General features: G+C 70.0%; 14 protein-coding genes and 2 pseudogenes (1 of these 16 running past the window's edge). 6 read left to right on the top strand and 10 right to left on the bottom strand.

Annotated features, from left to right (window positions below):
• Positions 1-54: 54 nt before the first annotated feature.
• From BEN78_04015 to BEN78_03970, 10 genes are all read right to left on the bottom strand, one after another.
• Positions 55-1,245: an ABC transporter gene (locus BEN78_04015; protein ID ASR44891.1), complete on the bottom strand. Its 1,191-nt coding sequence runs from the start codon at positions 1,243-1,245 to the stop codon at positions 55-57.
• Between the two features lie 77 nt (positions 1,246-1,322).
• Positions 1,323-2,651: an ABC transporter gene (locus BEN78_04010; protein ASR42680.1), complete on the bottom strand. Its 1,329-nt coding sequence runs from the start codon at positions 2,649-2,651 to the stop codon at positions 1,323-1,325.
• Between the two features lie 20 nt (positions 2,652-2,671).
• Entirely contained in the window at positions 2,672-3,895 is a 1,224-nt protein-coding gene (locus BEN78_04005) for an ABC transporter permease (protein ASR42679.1), read from the bottom strand.
• Positions 3,896-3,921: 26 nt separating this feature from the next.
• Positions 3,922-5,220, bottom strand: coding sequence for an ABC transporter ATP-binding protein (locus BEN78_04000; protein ASR42678.1), 1,299 nt, complete (start codon positions 5,218-5,220; stop codon positions 3,922-3,924).
• 11 nt (positions 5,221-5,231) lie between these two features.
• The gene (locus BEN78_03995; GenBank protein ASR42677.1) at positions 5,232-6,443 is read right to left on the bottom strand and encodes an ABC transporter permease; all 1,212 of its coding nucleotides are present in this window, start codon (positions 6,441-6,443) and stop codon (positions 5,232-5,234) included.
• A gap of 60 nt (positions 6,444-6,503) precedes the next feature.
• Positions 6,504-7,808, bottom strand: a complete 1,305-nt coding sequence (locus BEN78_03990) for an ABC transporter ATP-binding protein (protein ID ASR42676.1) — start codon at positions 7,806-7,808, stop codon at positions 6,504-6,506.
• Positions 7,809-7,822: 14 nt separating this feature from the next.
• The gene (locus tag BEN78_03985) at positions 7,823-9,040 is read right to left on the bottom strand and encodes a hypothetical protein (protein ASR42675.1); all 1,218 of its coding nucleotides are present in this window, start codon (positions 9,038-9,040) and stop codon (positions 7,823-7,825) included.
• Positions 9,041-9,051: 11 nt separating this feature from the next.
• On the bottom strand, positions 9,052-10,374 hold the full coding sequence (locus tag BEN78_03980; GenBank protein ASR42674.1) for an ABC transporter ATP-binding protein: 1,323 nt from the start codon (positions 10,372-10,374) through the stop codon (positions 9,052-9,054).
• Positions 10,375-10,388: 14 nt separating this feature from the next.
• Entirely contained in the window at positions 10,389-11,081 is a 693-nt protein-coding gene (locus BEN78_03975) for an ABC transporter ATP-binding protein (protein ID ASR42673.1), read from the bottom strand.
• A gap of 58 nt (positions 11,082-11,139) precedes the next feature.
• Positions 11,140-12,441 carry an efflux transporter periplasmic adaptor subunit gene (locus BEN78_03970; protein ID ASR42672.1) on the bottom strand — a complete coding sequence of 434 codons (1,302 nt, stop codon included), beginning with the start codon at positions 12,439-12,441 and terminating at the stop codon, positions 11,140-11,142.
• 275 nt (positions 12,442-12,716) lie between these two features.
• On the opposite strand from BEN78_03970, the pseudogene BEN78_03965 reads away from it, so the two are divergent.
• From BEN78_03965 to BEN78_03940, 6 genes and pseudogenes are all read left to right on the top strand, one after another.
• Positions 12,717-13,420 (top strand): annotated as a pseudogene (locus BEN78_03965) (hypothetical protein).
• Positions 13,421-13,498: 78 nt separating this feature from the next.
• Entirely contained in the window at positions 13,499-15,331 is a 1,833-nt protein-coding gene (locus tag BEN78_03960; GenBank protein ASR42671.1) for a glutamine--fructose-6-phosphate aminotransferase, read from the top strand.
• Positions 15,332-15,449: 118 nt separating this feature from the next.
• Positions 15,450-16,907, top strand: a complete 1,458-nt coding sequence (locus BEN78_03955) for a hypothetical protein (protein ID ASR42670.1) — start codon at positions 15,450-15,452, stop codon at positions 16,905-16,907.
• Positions 16,904-17,548 carry a hypothetical protein gene (locus BEN78_03950; protein ASR42669.1) on the top strand — a complete coding sequence of 215 codons (645 nt, stop codon included), beginning with the start codon at positions 16,904-16,906 and terminating at the stop codon, positions 17,546-17,548. The genes BEN78_03955 and BEN78_03950 overlap by 4 nt, the downstream gene beginning before the upstream one ends.
• Positions 17,535-20,962, top strand: a pseudogene (locus BEN78_03945) (hypothetical protein). Before BEN78_03950 ends, BEN78_03945 begins: the two are co-directional and overlap by 14 nt.
• On the top strand, positions 20,959-21,481 hold the 5' portion of the coding sequence (locus tag BEN78_03940; protein ID ASR42668.1) for a hypothetical protein. The gene runs 728 nt beyond the window's last position; only the first 523 of its 1,251 coding nucleotides appear in the window; its start codon is at positions 20,959-20,961; its stop codon lies off the right edge, out of view. The pseudogene BEN78_03945 and the gene BEN78_03940 overlap by 4 nt, the downstream one beginning before the upstream one ends.

The raw sequence follows: 21,481 nt of genomic DNA, 5'->3' as shown, positions 1-21,481 counted from the left end.
CGGGGGGCCATTCTGGCACCGCCCGGCGCGGTGGAGGTCGGTTCGGGCATTGCCTCACGCACTGCGCGTGGCGACCGCCGGCGGCACCGCCGCCGCTCGCCGCGCCGGGCCGAGGACGGCGAGCTGGCCCAGCAGCCACAGCAGCGCCGCGCCGATCGGCAGGTAGGCCAGCGGCAGACGCGCCATCGCGTAGTGCTGCATCAGCCACTGATTGATCGCGTATGCGGCGAGCATGCCCGGGACCAGGCCGGCCGCGACGATGAGTGCGTTCTCGGCCAGGAAGTGCCGCAGCACATCGCCGCGGGTCGCGCCAAGTGCGCGGCGAATGCCGATCTGACGGATCCGCTGCTCGATCCAGTAGCCGGTCAGGCTGGCGATGCCGATCAACGTGATCAGTGTGACGACCAGGCAGACGGTGCCCAGCAGCCACACCGCCGCGCGCCGGGTCTTGAACGCATCCGAGCGCTGGGACTCGTAGTCGACGATGATCGGTGCGATGCCGGTCATCAGCTGGGGGCCATCCTGGCGCGCGAAAACCGCCTGGATCTGCGCCCGCACCGCCTCGCGCGCGTCCGGTTCGGTGCGGACTGCGAACGCCAGAATCGGCAGGTCTTCGAAGACCCGGTTGGGAATCAGCATCGAGTACTCGGCCTGACCATCGTCGAGCTCGGAGAGTTGGTAGCGCAGCAGGCGGCGGACGGTGCCGACCACGACATAGCGCGGCTTGCCGGCATCGCTGAGCACGCCGCCGATCGCGTCGCCATCCGGGAACAGCGTGCGTGCCAGCGCCTCGGTCAGGATCACCGGCACGATGCCGCGGCGCGCGTCGTCACCGAACAGGGGGCCGTTGCTGGTGTAGTCGCCATCCTCGAAATCGCGGCCACGCACCAGCTCCAACCCGAGCGCGGGCACCAGACCCTCGCCGGCGAACCCGGTCGCGGTGACGCTGACGTCGGCCGGGCTGTCGAGCGTGAGAGTGAACGTCATTGTCTGGCGCATCGGGATGCCGAGGGTCGGTGCCACCGCACGCACGCCGGGAATCGCCTGCAGCGCCTGCTGCAGCGACTGGACCTCCGCGGTGGTCCAGCGCCCCTGCGCCTGGATCAACTGATCGACCAGCAGCAGCTGCCCGCGCACAATGCCGTCGGGAATCAGCATCGGGGCCAGCTGGCGCTGCAGCAGGAACAGCGCATTGGTCAGGATCGCGCAGGCCAGGGCGATCTGCGCGATGACCAGCAGCGGCATCAGCCGTTGGCGGTGCAGCACGGAGAGAATCGGCCGCAAGGGCGGCAGCGTTGCCGATCGGATCATCGAGGGCTCCATCAAAGGCTCTTGACCTGCAGCGCGGGTTCGATCCGCGCCGCGCGCCAGGCGGGGAGCAGCCCGACCAGCAGGCCCACCGCAACGGCGAGGCTGAGCAGCACGGCGAACAGCTCCGGGTGCAGCACGGCCTGCTCGGTGTAGCCACGGTCCTGCAAGCGCACCACCCACAGCCCGAACAGGGTCAGTGGCAGCGCCAGCAGGCCGCCGGCCAGGCCCGCCGCCCCCGCTTCGACCAGGCATTGGACGACGACCGTCCGGCGGCTCGCGCCCAGCACCCGGCGCACGCCCAATTCGCCGCCGCGGCGCAGGAAACGTGCAGCCAGCAAGCCGGCGACGTTGACCATGCACAGGCTGAGCAGCCCGAGCGACAGCCAGAGGTTCAATCGCACGCTGTCGGGCACCACGCGGTTGGCCGTCAGCCATGCCCGCACGCTGTACAGCTGCGCCTGCGGTGGGCGCTCGAACGCGCCGGTGTCGTGGCGCTGCCGGGCGTACCGCTCGAGGGCGGCGCGGAACCCGTCGACCGCCTGCGGTGTCGGCAACTCAGCCCAGAGTTGCAGGAAGCGGCAGGCGCCGATATCGAGCTCGTTGAAGCGGAAGCCCCCGGTCCCGCCGCGATCGCACTCCTGCTCGCTGATCGGCGTCACGCCGACTGCGAGCGCGCTGTCCAGCGGCAGGAACGCGCGGATCGCCAGCGCCTCACCCCAACCCGAATCCGACTCCTGCAGCGCGTAGAAGCCCGGCTGCGGGTTCCATTCGGCGCTGATGCCCACGACCCGCACCTGCCCCTGGCCGATGCGGAGCAACTGGCCGGTGCCATCGGTGCGGCCGAACAGCCGCAGGCTGGTGCGTGCGTCGATGATCGCAACCGGCGCACGATCGCGCGCTTCCTGCTCGGTCCAACCGCGGCCATGCAGGAGCGGCACGCCGAACATCGAGGGCAGGGGACCGGTCGCGAGCAACGCACGCACCGATTCGCGTCGCGCGTTCTCGCCTTCCAGGGTCAGCGAGGTCGGCACCAGCGCGGTCTGCCGGACGCCGGGCTGGGCGTTGGCGATGGCCTGGACGTCGGCAAGCTTCAACAGCCGGGGCGGGGCGCCGACGTCGTCGGACGCACGCGCGCCCGCGGCCGGGGCCTGGCGCGAATCGACCCAACCCAGGTACAGGTGCTGACTCAGGCCGGGCAGGGGATCGGCCGACAGCATCGACAGCAGGGTCAGCATCGTCATCGTGGCCGCCAGCCCCATCGCCAGCGTCGCGACCGCCAGTCCCATCGTGCGCGGATGCCGCAGCAGGCCACGCAGTCCCAGCTCGAACGCATACAGCATCCCCATCCTCCTTGATGACCTCAAGTGCTGCGGGTGGCGACCGCCGGCGGCACCGAAGCGGCGCGCCGTGCCGGCCAGTACACGGCGATCTGCCCGAGTGCCCACAACACCACGGCGCCGGCCGGCAGATACATCAGCGGCAGCCGGCCCAGTTCGTAGCGCGCCATCAGCAACTGGTTGAGGCCGTAGGCCAGCAGCATGCCCAGCGCGATGCCCATCGTCGCCAGCAGGAAGTTCTCCACCTGGAAATAGCGCAGGATCTGGCCGCGGGTCGCGCCGAGCGCGCGACGGATACCGATCTGCTTGGCGCGCTGCTGCACCCAGAAGCTGGCCAGGCCGATGATGCCCAGCGCGGTGACCACGAGCAGAGCGATGCACACCACGACCAGCAGCGTCGCCATCGCCCGGTCCTGCCGGTAGTACTTTTCCCGCAGTTCGCTGATGAGGTGCTTATTGACCGTCACCCGGTTGGGATCGATCCGCTTGAGCGCGGCCTCGGCCGCTTCCAGTACCTCGCGGCGCTGCGCGGGATCGGTCCGGATCAGGTAGTTGAGATTGGGCGAGGCCACGCGGACTGGCAGCAGCATCGTCGCATCGCCGGGGCCGCTGTTGTCGTTCGGACGCGCCAGCGTCTCGACGACCCCTACGATCGGCATCGGCGCGCTGCCCCAGCTGTAGATGTGCTTGCCGACCGCGTCTTCGCCCGGGAACAGCGCCTGCGCCATCGCGCGGTTGACGATCACCGCGGGCACCTTCGCGTCCTCGCCGCCGGCATCGATGCGCGCCATGTCGACGTACTCCTCGGCATTGAAGCCGCGGCCGGCGATCAGGCGCAGCCCGAGCGTCTCGAGCAGATCCTCGCTGCCCAGGTACGGCGAGGCGATCAGCGTGTTGTTCACCTGGTCGTCGCTGAGCCGTACGCCGCTGCTCGAGCTGCTGTTGCCGTATGGGATCTGGGTGGCGGCCGCCACGTGCCGCACCCCCGGCACTGCGCGCAGCGCAGCGAGGTCGCGCGCGACGTAGGCATTGAGATCGAGTGTGTCGTCGCGACTCACGCGCGGCATCTGCAACTGGACCAGCTCGTTCTCCACCGCCCCGCTGGGGCGCGCCATGCGGTCGATGCGACGGTCGATCAGGTAGATGGCGTTGCAGATGATCGCGCAGGCGAGCGCGATCTCCATCACGATCAGGGCGGCCGCGGTCTTGTGGCGGCGCAAGGTGGAGAAGATGGGGCGGATGTCCATGCGGGTGTCCGTCGGTTGGGCCGGGGTCAATTGGATTTGAGCTGGATCGCGGGCATGACCTGGGTCGCCCGCCAGGCGGGGAGCAGGCCGGCCAGCAGGGTCGCGACGATCGACAGCACGAACGTGGTCAGCAGCATGGTCGGGTCGAGCCGGGCGAGCTCGGCGTAGGTGCTTGGCGCCTGACGCACAGCCCACAGGCCGCAGAGCGCGACCGCGAGCCCGGCGATGCCGCCGGCGACCCCGATCGTGCCGGCCTCGACCAGGAACTGCGCGAAGATCGCCTTGCGCGAGGCGCCCAGCGAGCGTCGCACCCCGATCTCCGACGCGCGGCGCAGGCTCTTGGCCAGCAGCAGGCCCACCGTGTTGACCAGGCACACCAGCAGGAAGCCGAACGCCAGCCAGACCTGCAGGCGCACGTCGCCGGGCACGATCTGGGCATGGTCGAGATGCGCGCGCACATCGCGCAGGCGCACGTTCGCAGGCCGCACGAAGCGCCCGGCCTGACGTTGCTGTTCGGAGTACGCGAGCAGGTAGTCGCGATACGCCGCGGCATCGCCCGGCGTATCGAGCTCCACCCAGTACTGCAGCCAGGCGCACGGCGCGTTGCGGGCGTTGGAATCGATGCCGCTCGAATCGCCCCAGCAGCTCATGCTGCCCATGCGCGAGAGCTTGGCGTCCATCGCGGCCGAGAACGGTACGAACACCGATTCCAAGGGCTCGAACCCGTCGAGATTGAGGTCCCAGAACCGCGGCGTCGGCCGCCAGGGTGCCAGCACGCCGATGACCTGGAATGCGTTGCCGTCGATGCGCAGCGTCTTGCCGGTGCTGTCGCCGCCGCCGAACACCTTCTGGTTGGTCTCGGCCGAGATCACCGCCACGCGCGCAGCGTCCGCATCGTCCTGTGCGCTCCAGCCACGCCCGAACGCCATCGGCGCATCGAACATCGGGAAGAACTCGCCGGTGGTGTAGCGCGCGTCGGTGAAGTAGGGCGACGCGCCTTCGGGCTCCAGCGCCACGAACCCGCCGGTCATGAAGGCCTGGCGTTTGCCCCGGGCTTCGTGCAGCAGCGTCTCGGAGTCGAAACGGGTCATATTCCGCGACGGTTCGCCGCCGGCCATGTAGCCGGTCATCGGTTCGGGATCGAGCTGGACATGGAACAGCCGGTCGCTCTTGTCCGGGATCGGGTCGCCCGACAGCACGTGGAACACGGTCAGCGTGGTCATGCTGGCGCCGATGCCCAGCGCGATCGCCAGCACCATCAGCGCGGTCAACATGCGATTGCGCCGGAAGCTGCGCACCGCGAGATTGCAGTAGTAACCCAACATGTCGGAAGTCCTCAGGCGGCGCGGGTGGCGATGGCGGGGGAAATGGCGGCGGCACGGAGCGCCGGCCACAGCACGGCGGCCTGTCCGAGCGCCCACAGCAGCAGCGCGCTGATCGGCAGGTAGGCCAGCGGCAGGCGCGGCAGTTCGTAGCGGCCCATCATCAGCTGGTTGAGCGCATAGGCCAGGGCCATGCCCAAGACGATGCCGATGCTGGTGAGCAGGAAGTTCTCGGCCTGGAAGTGGCGCAGGATCTGCGCTCGGGTCGCCCCCAGCGCGCGGCGCACGCCGATCTGGCGCGTGCGCTGTTGCACCCAGAAGCTCGCCAGACCGACGATGCCGAATGCGGTCACCACCAGCAGCACGATCGAGACAGTCGACAACAGGCCGATCATCTCGCGATCGTTGCGGAAGTAGTCTGCGCGGATGGCCTCGTAGGAACTGCGGGCAAGGATCAGCCGATTGGGATCGACCGCCTCGAGGGCAGCGACCGCGGCCGCGAGCACCGCGTCGCGGCGTGCCGGATCGGCCACGCGGATGAGATACGAGCCGCCGTTGTTGTAGTGCAGGCGGATCGGCACGAGAAACGAGAACGTGCCCTCACCGTCGCTCGGCGAGGGCCGGGCCAGGGATTTGACAACGCCCACAATGACCAGGGGCATCGGCCCGAGGTACATCGTGCGTCCAACCGCCTGTTCGCCGGGAAACAGCCGCTCGGCCATCGAGGCGGTGACGATGGTTGCGCCGCGCACACCTTCGCTGCCATCGAGCGCTTCCACCTCGGCAACGTCCATGTATTCGTCAGGCAGGAAGTCGCGACCCGCAACCAGGCGGATGCCCAGCGTCGCGATGGTGGTCTCGTCGGCGTGGTAGCGCGCTGCGTGCAGTGTCGGCTGCGCTTGGTCGGCGGTCAGCGATACCCCGGAGTTGCTGGACGAAAACCGGTAGAACGGCAACTGGTTGGTGACCGTCGCACCGGCAACGCCGGGCACGGCGCGCAGCGCTGCCAGATCCTCACGCGTCCGCGCGCCGGCGTCGGCCTGCGGCCCGATGCCGCTGAGCCGGATCTGTAGCAGTTCGTGTTCGGCGATGCCGCTGGGGCGGCGGACCGCATCGATGCGCTCGCCGATCAGGAACAAGGCGTTGCAGACGATCGCGCAGGTCAGCGCGATCTCCAGCACGATCAGCAGCGCTGCGGTCCGGTGGCGGCGCAGTGACGAGATGATGGGGGGACGTGCATGGTGGCGACCTGTGGATGCGCGATAGGGGGAGCGGGCAAGCGCGTGTCACTGCGACTTGAGCTGGATCGCCGGTGCGATCTGCATCGCTCGCCAGGCCGGCAGCAGGCCGGCGGCGATGCTGGCGCCGAGCGCGAGCACGAAGGTGAGCAGCAGCATCGCGCCATCGAGATGGGCGAGCGCGGCGTAGTCGGTCGGGCGCTGGCGCACCGCCCACAGCCCGGCCTGCGCGAGCCCCAGCCCAAGCAGGCCGCCAGCGATCCCGACCGCGCCACTTTCGACGATCGCCTGCACGAACACGTCGCGGCGCGAGGCGCCGAGCGCGCGACGCACGCCGATCTCGCCGCCGCGACGCAGGAACTTGGCCAGCAGCAGGCCCACGGTGTTGACCAGGCAGACCAGCAGAAAGCCCAGCGCCAGCCACAGCTGCAGGCGCACGTCGCCGGGCACGACCTTGCGGTGGTCGAGCCAGTCCATCACGCTGCGCAGCCGCACGTTGGCCGGCCGCTCGAACCGCCCCGCCGCCTTTTGTTGCGCGGAATAGTTGGCCAGGTACGCCCTGAAGCCATCGGCCTGCGCCGGGTCCTCGAGTTCCACCCAGTACTGGATCCACGTGCAGGGCGCGTTGACCGCCCGGCTGTCGTTGGTCGGCGCGTTGCCGAAACAGTTGCTGCTGCCCGAGGTGCCCATCTCGAGTTCGACCGCCGTCGAGAACGGCAGGAACAGATGCTCCTGGCCATCGAAGCGGCCAGTGTTGAGGTCGTAGAACTTGGGCCGCGGCAACCAGTCGTCGATCACGCCGACGATCCGCAGCGCATTGCCGTCGACGCGGATCTGCCGACCGACGCTGTCGGCGCCGCCGAACAGCTTGTCGTTGAGCGTGCGGCCGATCACCGCGACGCGGCCGCGTCCGGCATCGTCCTGCGCGGTCCACCCCTGGCCGTAGAGGAAGGGCACATCGAACATCGCGAAGAAGTCGGCCGAGGTGTAGCGCATAGACTCGAGGAACGGCCGCACTGCGCTGTCCTCGGCCTCGATGATGCCACCACCCCCGGTCATCATCGCCTGCCGCGTGGCGTGCTGGTCGGCCAGCAAGGCCTCGGCATCGAAGCGGGTCAACTGGCTATCGGGTTCGGCGCCCGGCACGTAGGTCGCCAGCGGCTCGGGATCGAGCTGGACGTGGAACAGCCGATCGCTCTTGCCCGGAATCGGGTCGCCCGACAGCACGTGGAACACCGTCAGCGTGGTCATGCACGCACCGATGCCCAGTGCGAGCGTGATCACCATCAGGGCGGTCAGCACGCGGTTGCGGCGGAAGCTGCGCAGGGCGAGGGTCAGGTAGTAACCGAGCATGGTGGGTCCGTACGTCAGGCGCTGCGGGTGGCGATGGCGGGAGAGATGGCGGCGGCGCGCAGGGCCGGACCCAGAACGGCCAGCTGACCGAGCAGCCACAACAGCGCAGCGCCCAGCGGCAGGTACGCCAGCGGCAGGCGCGCAAGCTCGAAATGACGCATCAGCAGCAGGTTGCCGCCGTAGGCCAGCCCCATGCCCAATGCGATGCCCAGACCAGCGAGCAGGAAGTTCTCGAGCTGGAAGTAGCGCAGGATGTCGCCGCGAGTCGCACCGAGCGCGCGACGAATGCCGATCTGCCGGGTGCGCTGCTGGACCCAGAAGCTCGCCAGTCCGACGATTCCCAAGGCCGTCACCAGCAACATCGCGGCGATCACGCCGAGCAGCAGCCAGGCCATCGCACGATCGCGTTCGAAGTAGCGCTCGCGCAGGTCCGACAGCGGGCGGCTCTGGTCGAGGTCGATCACCGCCTCGGGCACGGCCGCGGCCACCGCGTCGCGTGCGGCGATCGCCAAGCGCGGGAGGTCGAGCGGATCGGCACGCAGTGCGTAGATGCCCGACTGCGCCTCGTCGAGAACTGGCACGATCACCGACCACTGTGCGCCGGCGACGCCGTTCTCGCTGCGCCCCGGGTTCGGACGCGCGAACTGCGGCACCAGCCCGGCGACACGGAAGTGGTACTCGCCCATCCAGAACTCGCGACCGACCGCGGGCTCGCCGGGCCACAGATGGGCGGCGAAGGCCTCGGTGATCCAGACCTCGGCGTCGAGCGGCAGGAAGTTGTCGATCGGCTGGAAATCGGTCGGCTGGAAGCTGCGCCCCTGCGACGGCCGCAGGCCGAGCGTGTCGATCGCGGCGGGTCCGAAGGCGTAGAAATGCGGCACGCCGCCGAAGTGCCGGCCCTCGGCGTCCAGCGTCACCCCGGCGTCGCCGGCGCGGATGCCGAACGGCGTGGCGTTGACCACGCCGGCCGCCTGCACACCCGGCAGGCCGCGGATCGCCGCCAGCGCGCGGGCGTTGACGTCGGCATCGACGCAGCCGTCGCAGCCACGCAGCGCCACGACCGCCAGCGACGACGCATCGATGCCGCTGTCGATGCGCATCAGCGCCAGGCGCCCGGCGATCAGGAAGCAGGCATTGCACAGCACCGCGCAGGCGAGTGCGATCTCGAGCACGATCAGGCTCGTGGCGATGCGGTGCCGGCGCAGGGCGGCGACGATCGGTCGGATGTCCATCACCGGGGTCCTCACAGCGACTTGAGTTGCATGGCCGGTGCGATCCGGCTGGCGCGCAGGGCGGGGAACAGGCCGGCGAGCAGGCTTGCGACGAGCGCCAGCGCGAAGGTCGCCGCAAACATCGGCAGGTCCAGGCGCGCCAGGTCGGCGTATTCGACCGGCTGGCGGCGGATCGCCCACAGCCCGAGCATCGTCAGTCCCCAACCCAGTCCGCCGCCGGCCAGTCCGACCATGCCGGCTTCGACCAGGCACTGCACAAAGATCGCCCGGCGCGAGGCGCCAAGCGCCCGGCGTACGCCGATCTCGCCGCCGCGGCGCAGGAACTTGGCCAGCAGCAGGCCGACCGTGTTGAACAGGCAGATCGCCAGGAACGCCAGCGCCAGCCAGGTTTGCAGCCTCACGTCGCGCGGAACGACGTGGTTGTAGTCCAGCCAGTCCATCAGCCCGAGCACGCGCGCGTTGTCCGCGTGCTGGATCCGGCCCTGCGCCTGCTGCTGCCGTGCGTAGGTAGTGACGAAGTCGCGATAGCCGGCGACCTTGTCCGGGCTGTCGAGCTGCACCCACAACTGCAGCCACACGCAGTCGCTCCCCTGCAGGTGACCCGGGACTTCGGGCAGCCGCCAGCAGGTGAACTGCCGGAAGTGACCGTCGTTGATCTCCAGGCCCGTGGGAAACGGCACGAAGACGTCCTGTGGCGCGCCGTAGAAGCTCGCGGTGTCGCCCTGCGCGAAGTTGCCGCCGGCAACGCGATAGAACAGCGGCGACGGCCGCCAGGGCGCAAGCACGCCGACGATGCGCACATCGGTGTCGCGGATGCGCAGCGTCCGGCCGACGCTGTCGCCCCCGCCGAACAGCGTGCGGTTGAGGTCGGCCGAGATCACCGCCACGCGGGCGTGGCCGGTGTCGTCGGCGGTGCTCCAGCCGGCGCCGTAGGCGAACGGGACGTCGAACATCGGGAAGAAATCGGCATGCGTGGACAGCATCTGGGTCATCAGCGGCGGTCGCCCGACCTCGGGCGCCTGCAGCCGGATCTCGCTCTCGACCACCAGGGCCTGCCGGTCCGCACGGCCGGCGCGCCACAGGTCCATCGCCGTGGTGTGGTCGAGCATGTCCGGTGGGTTGGGACGCATGCGTTCGCCGGGCCTCGGGTCGACCTGCGGGTAGAAGAGCGTGCCGCTGCGGCCGGGCAGCGGATCGCCCGACAGCAGGTGCATCACGGTCATCGTGGTCATTGCCGCGCCGATGCCGACCGCGATCGACAGCACCATCAACGCCGTCAAGACCTGGTTGCGGCCGAAGCTGCGCAGCGCGAGCCGGGCGTAGTAGGCGAACATCGGGCGCGCGTTCCTCAGGCCGCGGCGGTCGCGGATTCGCGGCGCAGATCGGTCGCCAGGCCGTCGACGATGTGCACATTGCGCTGGGCGCGCGCGGCGAGCTCGGGATCATGGGTGACCATGACGATCGTCGTGCCCTGCGCATGGATCTCTTCGAGCAGTTCCAACACGCTGCGCGCCATCTGCGAGTCGAGGTTGCCGGTCGGTTCGTCGGCCAGCAGCAGGCGCGGACTGCCGGCCAGCGCGCGGGCGATCGCCACGCGCTGCTGCTGGCCGCCCGACAGCTCGGCCGGGTAATGCTTCATGCGCGAGGCCAGGCCGACCAGGCCCAGCGCTTCCTCGATCCGCAGGCGGCGTTCGGAGGCCGGCATGCCGCGATAGCGCAACGGCACGTCGACGTTGTCGAACAGGTTGAGGTCGGGGATCAGGTTGAAGCCCTGGAAGATGAAGCCGATCTTCTCGTTGCGCAGGCGCGAGCGCTGGTTGTCGTTGAGCCCCTGCACATCGACGCCGTCGAGCTTGTATGTCCCGCTGGTGAAGGTTTCCAGCAGGCCGGCGATGTTGAGGAACGTCGTCTTGCCCGAGCCCGAGGGCCCGGTGACGGCGACGAACTCGCCTTCGCGCACGTGCAGGTCGAGCGCGCGCAGCGCATGGGTTTCGACGAGCTCGGTGCGGTAGACCTTGCCGACCTGGTTCATCTGCAACATGGGGCGATCCTTATCTTGGACATGGAAGAAGCGGGCCCGCGGGGGCCCGGGGGAAATCTCAGCGGCTGATACGGACCCGTTCGGCCTCGCCGAACAGGTCGCTGCCCGACACGACGATGCGCTCGCCGGCCTGCAGGCCCGACACGATCTCGACTGCGCCCAGGCTGCTGGCGCCGGCCTGGATCGGACGGCGCACCGCGCTGTTGCCATCGACGACATAGGCGTAGCGGCCACCGGACTGCTCGACGAACGGGCCGCGCTCGACCATCAGCACGTCGCGCCGGGTGTCGAGCAGGATCCGCGCCGACAGCCGCTGGTTCTGGCGCAGACCAGCCGGTTGGCGTTCGGAGAAGCGCACGCGCGCGGCGACTTCGCCGGCGACGACTTCGGGCGAGACCGCCGAGACCTCGGCCGGGAACACTTCATTGGCGCTGCGGATCTCGGCCGGCATGCCGATCGCCAGGTCGCGCGCGAAGCTCTCGGGCACCTTGATCTCGACCTCGAACACCGACAGATCGACCACCCCCAGCACCGGCGCGTTGGCGGCCACGTTGGTGAACTGGGCCACCTGCACCTGGCCGACCTGGCCATCGAAGGGCGCGCGCAACGTCAGCGCCTGGACCTGGCGGCGCGCCTCGGCGACGACGGCGCCCTGGCGATCGGCCAGCAATTGCTTGTTGCGCGCGTCCAGCCCGGCGCCCTGGCCCTGCAGGTTCGCGTCCTCGCGGGCCGAGGCCAGACCGATGTCGGTCTTCTTCAGCGCGTCCTCCGACTTCGCCAGGTCGACCTGGGCGACGACACCGGCTTCGAAGGCGCGCTGATAGCGTTGCAGATCACGCTCGGCCGCAGTGCGTTCGATCTGCGCCTGGTCGAGCAGCTTGCGTGCCTCGGCGCGGGCGATCCGTGCATCGAGCGTCGCGCGTTCGGCCTCGGCCTGCAGGCTAGCCAAGGTCGACTCCTCCTGGACCAGTTTGCTGCGCAGTTCCGGACTGTCGATCTCGGCCAGCACCTGGCCCTTCTCGACGCGGTCGCCTGCGACCACCTTCAGGGTCACCGTGCCCGGTGCGATCGCGTACAGCGTGGGACTGTTGGCCGAGATCACGCGTCCCTCGGCGGCGATATCGCGCACCAGGTCGCCGCGGGTGACTTCGGCGATCCGCAGCCGGGCCGCGTCGATCGACGTGGCGCCTGACGCCCAGCCAGCCACCAGCCAGGCGAGCGCTGCGATCACCGCGATCGCGGCCGCGGCGATCGCCAGCCAGCGACGTCGGCGCGCAGGGCGCGCGATATGGACCGTGTCCTGCGCGGAGGTATCGCGGATGCCGCGGCGGACGGGAGACGGGGAGGCGGGTACGGACATGGACGGGGCACGTTCGGGATCTGTCAGTAACAAAGCAGGGATCGTGCCAAATATAAGAATCTGATTTTATTGAGAATTTCAGAAGTGTTCGGGTGTCCGCAGCCGTGTCCGGACGTCCGCGGCGCGGACACGCGCGCCACATCCTTCAGCACATATGAGAAAATGCGAATCATTCGCATCATGGAGTCGTCAGCGTCATGTTGACGTGCCCGGGACCGGCCGCAGCCGGAACGGCCCGATCCCGATCGTTACGCTGCGTGGACCGCGGCGTCCGCATCCAGCGCGCAGGTGCCGCATTGGGTGCCGTCGTGGCGCACGCCGTGGTCGTGCTGCTGGTATTGGGGCCGGGCCAGGGGCCGCCCCGCCACCGATGGCCGACGCGGTGATCGAAGTGAGTTTTCTGCTCGCCGCCGCGCCGCCGGTTCCGGTCGAGCCGAGGCGCGCGCCCGCACCGGTGTCCGAGGCGCGCCGGAAGCCCGCGCCCGCCCAAGCGCCGCGAACGCCGCAGCCGCAGCCGCAGCCGCTCACGGCGCCGTCCGACCCGCTGCCGGTGCTGGCGGATATTGCGCGTCCGGAGCACGCCGCTGCCTCGACCGCCACGGAGGTGTCTATGGACCCGCCAGCGCCGCACGACCGGCAGGCTGCCGCCCCGCAGAGTCCGCCCGCGCCGTCCACCGAGGTTCTGGCAGGTCGTCGCGACAATCGCTGGGAAGCGCGGGTGATGGCGCGACTGGCACAGTACCGGCATTACCCGAGCGCGGCGCGGACGCGCGGCGAGGAGGGGGTGGCGATCGTGCGCCTGCGCATGGACCGGGCCGGTCGCGTGCTGTCGGCCGCGCTCGCACGCTCGTCGGGATCGACCCGGCTCGATGCCGCGGCGATCGAGACGTTTCATCGCGCCGCGCCGCTGCCGGCGATTCCCGCCGATCTGCCGGCCCCGATCGAGATCGCGGTCCCGGTCGAGTTCTTCATGCACTGAATGGTGGCGTGTGGGGGCCTCTGCGCCGGGACCTGGCCGGCCGCTAGAATGGCGCATTGACTGGCAGGAGTGGGCGGTATGTGCGGAATCGTCGGTGCGATCGCGGATCGCGATGTGGTCCCGGTCCTGGTCGAAGGCCTCAAGCGGCTCGAGTACCGCGGCTACGATTCGGCCGGCATCGCCGTGCTCGACGGCGACAGGGTGCGGCGCGTGCGCCGGACCGGCCGCGTCGCCGAGATGGCCGCCGCCGCGCAGGTCGAGGGGCTGCACGCGTCCTTAGGGATCGGCCACACGCGCTGGGCGACCCACGGCGGCGTGACCGAGCACAACGCGCATCCGCACATCAGCCACGACACGCTGGCGCTGGTGCACAACGGCATCATCGAGAACCACGAGACGCAGCGCGAGCGCCTGACCGCACTGGGCTACGTCTTCGAATCGCAGACCGACACCGAGGTCATCGCCCACCTGATCCACCATCACCAGACCCAGGGGCTGGATCTGCTGGCCGCGCTGCAGGCCACGGTCAATGAGCTTGATGGCGCCTACGCGCTGGCGGTGATCGACCGGCGCGACCCCGGTCGCCTGGTCGCGGCGCGGATGGGCTGCCCGTTGCTGGTCGGTCTGGGCGAGGGCGAACAGTTCGTCGCCTCCGATGTCTCGGCGATCCTCCAGGCCACCCGCCGGGTGATCTTCCTCGAAGAAGGCGACACCGCCGAGCTCACCCGCAATGCGGTGCGGATCTTCGACGGCACCGGGGCCGAGGTGACGCGCCCCGAACACCTGTCCGACGTCTCGCTGGCGTCGCTGGAGCTCGGGCCGTACCGGCACTTCATGCAGAAGGAGATCCACGAACAGCCGCGCGCGCTGGGCGACACGCTCGAGGCGATCATCGATGCAGCCGCCTTCGCGCCGGCGCTGTTCGGCGATGCCGACGGCCAGGTGCTGGGCGAGATCGAGGGCGTGCAGATCCTCGCCTGCGGCACCAGCTTCTATGCCGGCTCGGTCGCACGCTACTGGATCGAGTCGATCGCCGGGCTGCCGTGCTCGGTCGAGATCGCCAGCGAGTATCGCTATCGCGAGGCGGTGGCCAACCCCAAGCACCTGATCGTGACCATCTCCCAGTCGGGCGAAACGCTCGACACGATGGAGGCGCTCAAGTACGCCAAGTCGCTCGGCCACCGGCACACGCTGTCGATCTGCAACGTGCCCGAGAGTGCGATCCCGCGCGCCAGCAGCCTGGTGTTCTATACCCGCGCCGGCGCCGAGATCGGTGTCGCCTCGACCAAGGCGTTCACGACCCAGCTCGTCGGCCTGTTCGCGCTGGCCGCCACGCTCGGGAAATTGAACGGCCGCGTCGATGCCGCGCAGGAGGCCGACTACGTCGAGGCCCTGCGCCATCTGCCGGGCAGCGTGCAGCACGCGCTCAACCTCGAGCCGCAGATCGCCTCGTGGGCCGAGCGCTTTGCACCCAAGCAGCATGCGCTGTTCCTGGGCCGCGGCGTGCATTACCCGATCGCACTCGAAGGCGCGCTCAAGCTCAAGGAGATCTCCTACATCCACGCCGAGGCCTATCCGGCGGGCGAGCTCAAGCACGGCCCGCTGGCGTTGGTCGATGCCGACATGCCGGTCGTTGTGATCGCGCCCAAGGACGGCTTGCTGGAGAAGGTCAAGTCCAACATGCAAGAGGTGCGCGCGCGCGGTGGCGAGCTGTTCGTCTTCACCGATGCCGACAGCAACTTCGGCCCGTCCGAGGGCGTGCACGTGATCCGCACCCCGCGCCATGTCGGCGTGCTGAGCCCGATCGTGCACACGATCCCGGTGCAGCTGCTGGCCTACCACACCGCACTGGCGCGCGGCACCGACGTCGACAAGCCGCGCAATCTCGCCAAGTCGGTCACCGTCGAGTAGGCCGGCGGGCGCCGCCGCCCGGCCGTTGCCGGACGCGGCGGCACACCCACGCCGGCCACGCGATCTGTGAAAATGCCGCGGTGAAGACGACGTACCGCCCGCACGGACGCGACGCTCGATGAGCGATCCGACTCCGCCCTCGCTGTTCTCGGTCGTGCCAGCCGGCGTGTTCGGCCCGCTGGCCTCGGCCAACCGCGAGCATTACTGGCTGCTGCTGCACCGTTTGTTCGATGAATTCTTCGGCCCCGATGCGCCGATGCCGCCTAGTCACGGCTTGCCGCGTCGCGAGATCACCGCCGCGATCGAGCGCTATCTGGTCGCCGACGATCCCTGGGAGGACGAGGACGGGCAGGGCCCGGACACGCCGCCGGGCATCCGCGCCCATGGCATCTACGAGCGGTTCCGCAACGCCGGCTGGCTGCGCCAGGAGCGCATCGGCGCGCGCGAGATGGTCGCCATGCCGCCGGCGGTTTCGCAGCTGCTGTCGACGCTGGTCGAGTTCGCCGAACACGGGCCGACGTTCGTTTCGGCCAAGGTGCGCTCGATCGAAATGCAGATGCAGCAGGTCGTCGACGGCGCCGGCGCCGGCGCCGGCGACGCCCTCGACGAAGCGGCCGACCAGGCCCGCCGTCTGCTGGTCTCGCTGGCGTCGATGAGCCTGCAGGTGCGCGACCTGATGCCCGAGCTCAGCCGCGCCGAGACCACCGCGCAGTTCGCGCGGCAATGGTTCGAGCAGTACGTCTCGCGCTTCTTCATCGGCGACTACGCCGGCCTGCACCGTGCCGACCACCCGCTGGCGCGCCGCAGTTCGATCCTGGCGATGGTGCAGCAGGTCGAGACCGGCCCGCGGCACGAGGCGCTGCGGGCCTGGTACCGCGAGCACCTGGCCGGCGGCGATGATGCCCGCGCGGCGCTGCGGCTCGGGCGCAGCCTGCGCCGCCTGCGCGAGCTCGAGCGCATCGACGAGTACCTCGGTCGGCTCGATGACGACATTCGCCAGGCCAACCGTCGCGCGCTGGCCTTCCTCGACTATCGGCTGCGCGCGCCCGACCGGCTCGACATCCTGCTGCGTCGTGCCTGTCGTGGTGTGCTGACCGCGCCGGCCGAGGCGCTGCGCTTGCCGGTCGCGCCCGGCGCGCTGATGGATGAGACCCGCCTGCGGCCGCCGCGGACCCGGCCGCAGCCGATCCCACGCAGTGCCAACGCCGCGCAGGTGCCGACGCCCGAGCAGCTCGCGCGACTGAGCCTGTTGCGGCGCATGAAGCGCGCGCGGCTGGTCACCGCCGAGGACATGGCCCGCTATGTCGGCCGCCATCTGGGCGAGGCCGATCGCGTCGAGTCGGCCCAGATGCACGTGGCCTCGATCGAGGACCTGCGCGCCTACCAGACCCTGCTCACGCTCGCGCTGCGCAGCCAGCGGATCGGCGGCCTGCGTCGCGACGACCCGCTCAGCCGGCTGCTGCGCGGATTCCGTGTCGAACTCCTCGATTCCGCCGAGCCGCTGGACAACGGCGTACTGCGCGCACCGCGCTTCGTCGTCCGCCGGCTTGCGCCCGCTTCCCGGACCCCCGCATGAAACGCAGCTGGAACACCTTGAGCCAACAGTCCAATGGCCTGTACGCCGTGCAGGACTTCGAACGCGCCGCGTATCGCCTGGTCACCGAGCAGGTGCTCTACGCCGCCGATCGCACCGCGCGCGTGGCCTACCACTTGGTCGAGGATCATTTCGACGATTTCGTCGGCGCGCTCGCGCCGCTGGGCATCCGGCTGGCGCGCAATCCGCACTACCGCTATCTGGTCGCGCTGCCCGCGCATGGCGAAGGGGTCGCGGTCACGCTCGACGAAACCTTGCTGCTGCTGGTGCTGCGCCAACGCTACGACGAAGCGATGCGCCAGGGACAGATCGAGGAACACGGCGAAGTCGTCGTCGAACTGCCGGAACTGCAGGAGGCCTACCAGGCGCTGGCCGGCCGTCCGATGCCCGACGTCGGCACCTTGCGCACGCTCGCGCGAACCTTGCGCCGCTGGGGCCTGGCGCGGCTGGTGGACTCGGACCGCGACGATCCGCAGCCGTTCCACCTGGTGGTGCGTCCGGCGATCGTGGAGATCGTCGGCGAACTGTGGCTGCAGCGCCTCGACCAGCACAATCGCGACGACGACGGTGCTCAGGACGACGACGCCCGGGACGAGGCGGAGGACGACGATGCAGCTGCTTGAACGCGTCCACCTGGTGCAGTTCTTCCTGTTCGAGGCGCAGACCCTCGAACTGGACGCGACCAGTGCGATCATCGCGCCCAACGGCGCCGGCAAGAGTGCACTGCTCGACGCGCTGCAGATCGTGCTGCTGGGCGGCGACCGCAGCCGCATCCGCTTCAACGCCCAGGCCGGCGGCAGCGCACGGGCGCGCACCATCCGCGATTACTGCCTGGGCGTGTACCGCAGTGGCGACGATGGCCGCAAGCGCCGCACCGCGACCACCTATATCAGCCTGGTGTTCCGCGACCAGGAGACCGGTCAGGCGCTGACGGCCGGCATCGCGCTGGGCGCCTCTGTCGACGAGCCCGAGCACCGGCTGCACGGCCTGTACCTGCTGCCCGGCGTCGCGCTCGAACGCGACGACCACCTGGAGCGCATCAAAGGCCGCGAACTGCCGCTGGCCTGGCCGACATTCCGCGAACTGGCTGCCCGCCGCTGCCGCGAGGCGGGCGAGAAGGTCGAACTGCACACCACCAGCGAGCGCTTCGTCCGTGACCTGTTGTTCCGGCTGCGCGCCGCGCCGGGCGTCCAGCCCGACCTCAACGCCTATCGCAAGGCGTTCCAGAACGCGCTGAACCTGCAGCGGGTGGAGGACGTCGACCTGTTCGTGCGCACGCTGGTCGCCGAGGACCGGCCGACCGACATCGCCCGCTTCCGCGCGCTGCTCGAGAGCTTCCGCCAGATCCGCGACAAGATCGAGCAGGTCCGCCAGCGCATCGAGTCGGCCGAAGAGGTCGAACGTCAGTACGGCAAGATCGCCGCACAGGCAGTGCGCGCCGCTTCCTACCGTGCGCTCGCGGCCGAGTACCGCCGCGATCTGCTCGGCGAACAGGTCGAGCAGGCCGAACAGGCGGGCGACGCGGCCCGTCAGGCGCTGGCGGCGGCCCGCGTGCAGTTGCAGGACGCGCGCAGCGAGCGCGAGAGCCTCAAGCACGAACTCGAGCTCGCCCAGCAACAGCTCCAGGGCAGCCGCGGCTACGGCGAGCAGGCCTCGTTCGACGAGCTGGCCGAGCGCGACCGCGAGGAGCTGGTCCGTCTCAAGCGTGAACTGGGCACCCAGTTCGCCTATGTGCGCGATCAGTTGCAGGCGGTGCATGGCCTGGCCGTCCCGAGCTCGACGCGGCCCGGATCGACGCTGCCGTCGCGCCCTGGCATGACTGGGCCAGCGCGCTGGCCGATCTCGCGCCGGATGCCGCCATCGCGCTGGCGCCTGATCGCTTCCATGCCCAGGCCCTGGAAGCACTCGCGGCCGCCGCGCCGTTGCGCGCAGCCGTCGCCACACGCGCCCGCGCCGCGCACGAGACGTGGCAGGCGGCGCGCAGCCGTCGCGACGCGCTCAAGGGCAATCAGCAACGCTTGAGCGTCGGCAAGGCCGGTCTGCGCGACGACGTCATGCGATTGATGAACTATCTGCATGACGCCGGAATCGAGGCGCAGCCGGTCTGCGACCTGGTGCGGGTGCGCGATGCGGCCTGGCAGCCGGCCATCGAAGCCTATCTGCGCAGCCACGTCGAAGCGCTGCTGGTGCCGGCCGGTCAGGAAGAGCAGGCGGTGCGCGTGTACCGCGCGCTGCAGGGCACGCGCGCGGTCTACGGCGTCAAGCTCGCGCTGCCCGGTGCGGCGCGCGGACAGCGCGGCGAGCGTCCCGCGGCCGACAGCGTCGCAGCGCTGATCGAGGGTGACGACGCGGATGCGGTCGCTTATCTGCGTCGGCAGCTCGGCGATCTGCGCTGCGTGGAGACCGAAGCCGAGGTCGTGCGCAGCCGCCAGGGCCTGACCCGCGACGGCCTGGTGGCCAAGGGCGGTGGCATCGAGCGGCGCCGGCTGCCCGCCGGCTCGGAACTGCGGATCGGCGCGAACGACGGACGCGAACGCCTTCGGGTGTTGCGCGAAGAACTCGAGGCCGTCGAGCGCGACCTGCGCGAGCGCGAACCCCAGGCGCGACGCCTCGACGCGCTGCAGCAGGCGTTCGCGCGCTTCGCCGACGCCAGTGAGACCGCCGACGCCCTGCATGCGCAGTTGCTGCAGCATCGCCAGATCGAATCACGTTACCGCGCGCGCGTACGCAGCCAGGCCGACGCGGTCGATCCCGACCTGCTGCGCCTGGCCGAGCAGGTGCGGGCGTTGCGCGAGCGCCACGACGAGAACGAGCGCCGGATCGAGGCCCTGATCGGCACCGAAGCCTTGTCGCGCAACGGCGTCGATCAGGCGCAGCGGGTGCTCGAAGGTCTGCAGGCGCAGGAAGCGCTCGTCGCCCAGGCCGCGGTCGATGCCTTCCGCGACGGCGATGTCGACCCGAACCGCGTCGAGCGCCAGCGCGAGGAACTCGACGCCAAATGGCCCTCGCTCGAGGAGCGCAGCCGGCGGTGCGACGAGCGTGCCCGCGACAGCGACAGCCAGCTCGGCCGCTTGCTGCCCGAGGCATGGAGCGCCTTGGCGCAGTACGCCCGCGACCATGGCCTGAACCTGGAGTTCGACGCCAGCGCCTGGCGTCCGGCGCGCAGCCTGCTGCAGCGCGAACTCGCGCAACTGCGCGACACCGACCTGGTGCGTTACCAGGGCGAGGCCGAACAGGCCTACGCCACTGCGGTCGAGACCTTCCGCGCCAGCGTCGCGTCGGCGCTGTACGACAACTTCAATCGCCTCAAGCAGCAGATCTCCACGCTCAACCGGACCTTGCGCAGCAGCCCGGCGTTCTCCAACAACGAGCGCTATCAGTTCCATTACGAGGTGGTGCCCGAGTTCCGCGATCTGGAGCGCTTCATCCGCCGGGCCGCGGATGTCGGCGGCGAAGACGGCCTGTTCGGCAGCGCCGGCGAAGTGCCGGTCGCGTTCCGCGAACTGATCGAAGACGGCGCCGCCGCGCGCAGCGCGCATTCGCCGCTCGACGACTACCGGCGGTTCTTCCGCTTCGAGGTGCAGATCCGCCAGGACGATCGCGTGATCGGCTCGCTGAGCGAGCGCATGCGCTCGGGCTCGGGCGGCGAGCATCGCGCGCCGCTGTACGTCATCGCGGGCGCTGCGCTCGCCGCGGCCTATGGCAAGAGCGATGTCCACCCCGGAGGCATGGGCCTGATCCTGCTGGATGAGTTCGGCGACAAGATCGACGCCCAGAATGCGCGGGCGACGACCAACTATCTGCGCTCGCTCGGCCTGCAGCTCGTGCTCGCCGCCCCCGATACCGCGCAGGGCACGCTCAGCGGCGTGCTCGACAGCTACATCGAACTGTTCCGCGATGGCGATCTGCTGCAGGTCGAACGAATCGAGGTCAAGGCGGCTGCCCGCGCGCTGCTGCTCAGCGACCAGTTCGACCTGCATCCCGAGCTGCTGGCCGAGGAGACCGCCCGCATTGCGAGCGAGCGCGGCGCGACGTGAGCGCCGCCCGGCGCGTGCTCGAACGGCTGCTGCGCAAGGGCGAGCGGGCACGCCTGCGCGGCCAGTCCGCGCCTGCATCGCTGCCGATGACGGGCGCGAGCGCGGCCGAGTACCTCGCGCTGTCCACCCTCGCCGAGCAGGAAGACTTCCACGCGCAGATCCGTCTGGCCGAGCGCGACGGCGCGATCTCGGCCCAGCGCGACCGGCATCGAGACGACGGGCAACGCTTGCTGCGGCTGATGGTGTGCGATCTCGACGCGTTGGCGCAGCACCTGGGGATCGCATTGCTGGACACGCGCATGGCTGAGGCCAGGGCCCGGCTGGACGGGTGGCTGCCACGCTTTCCGATCATTGCCGAGGTGCTCGACGCCTGGGCGCAGGGCAAGGGGCCAGGCCACGGCCCCGAATCGGCGGCCGATCTGGCCGACGCGGCCCGGGTCGTCGAGGCGCGCCATGCCGATGTTGGCGCCGAACGCATGCTGCGGCGCGAGAGCATTCGCCTGCTGGGCGACAGCAAGC

Origin of the sequence: Xanthomonas citri pv. mangiferaeindicae, assembly GCA_002240395.1 — a bacterium.
GTDB lineage: Bacteria > Pseudomonadota > Gammaproteobacteria > Xanthomonadales > Xanthomonadaceae > Luteimonas > Luteimonas citri_A.
This window is presented reverse-complemented; position numbering and strand designations above follow the sequence as displayed.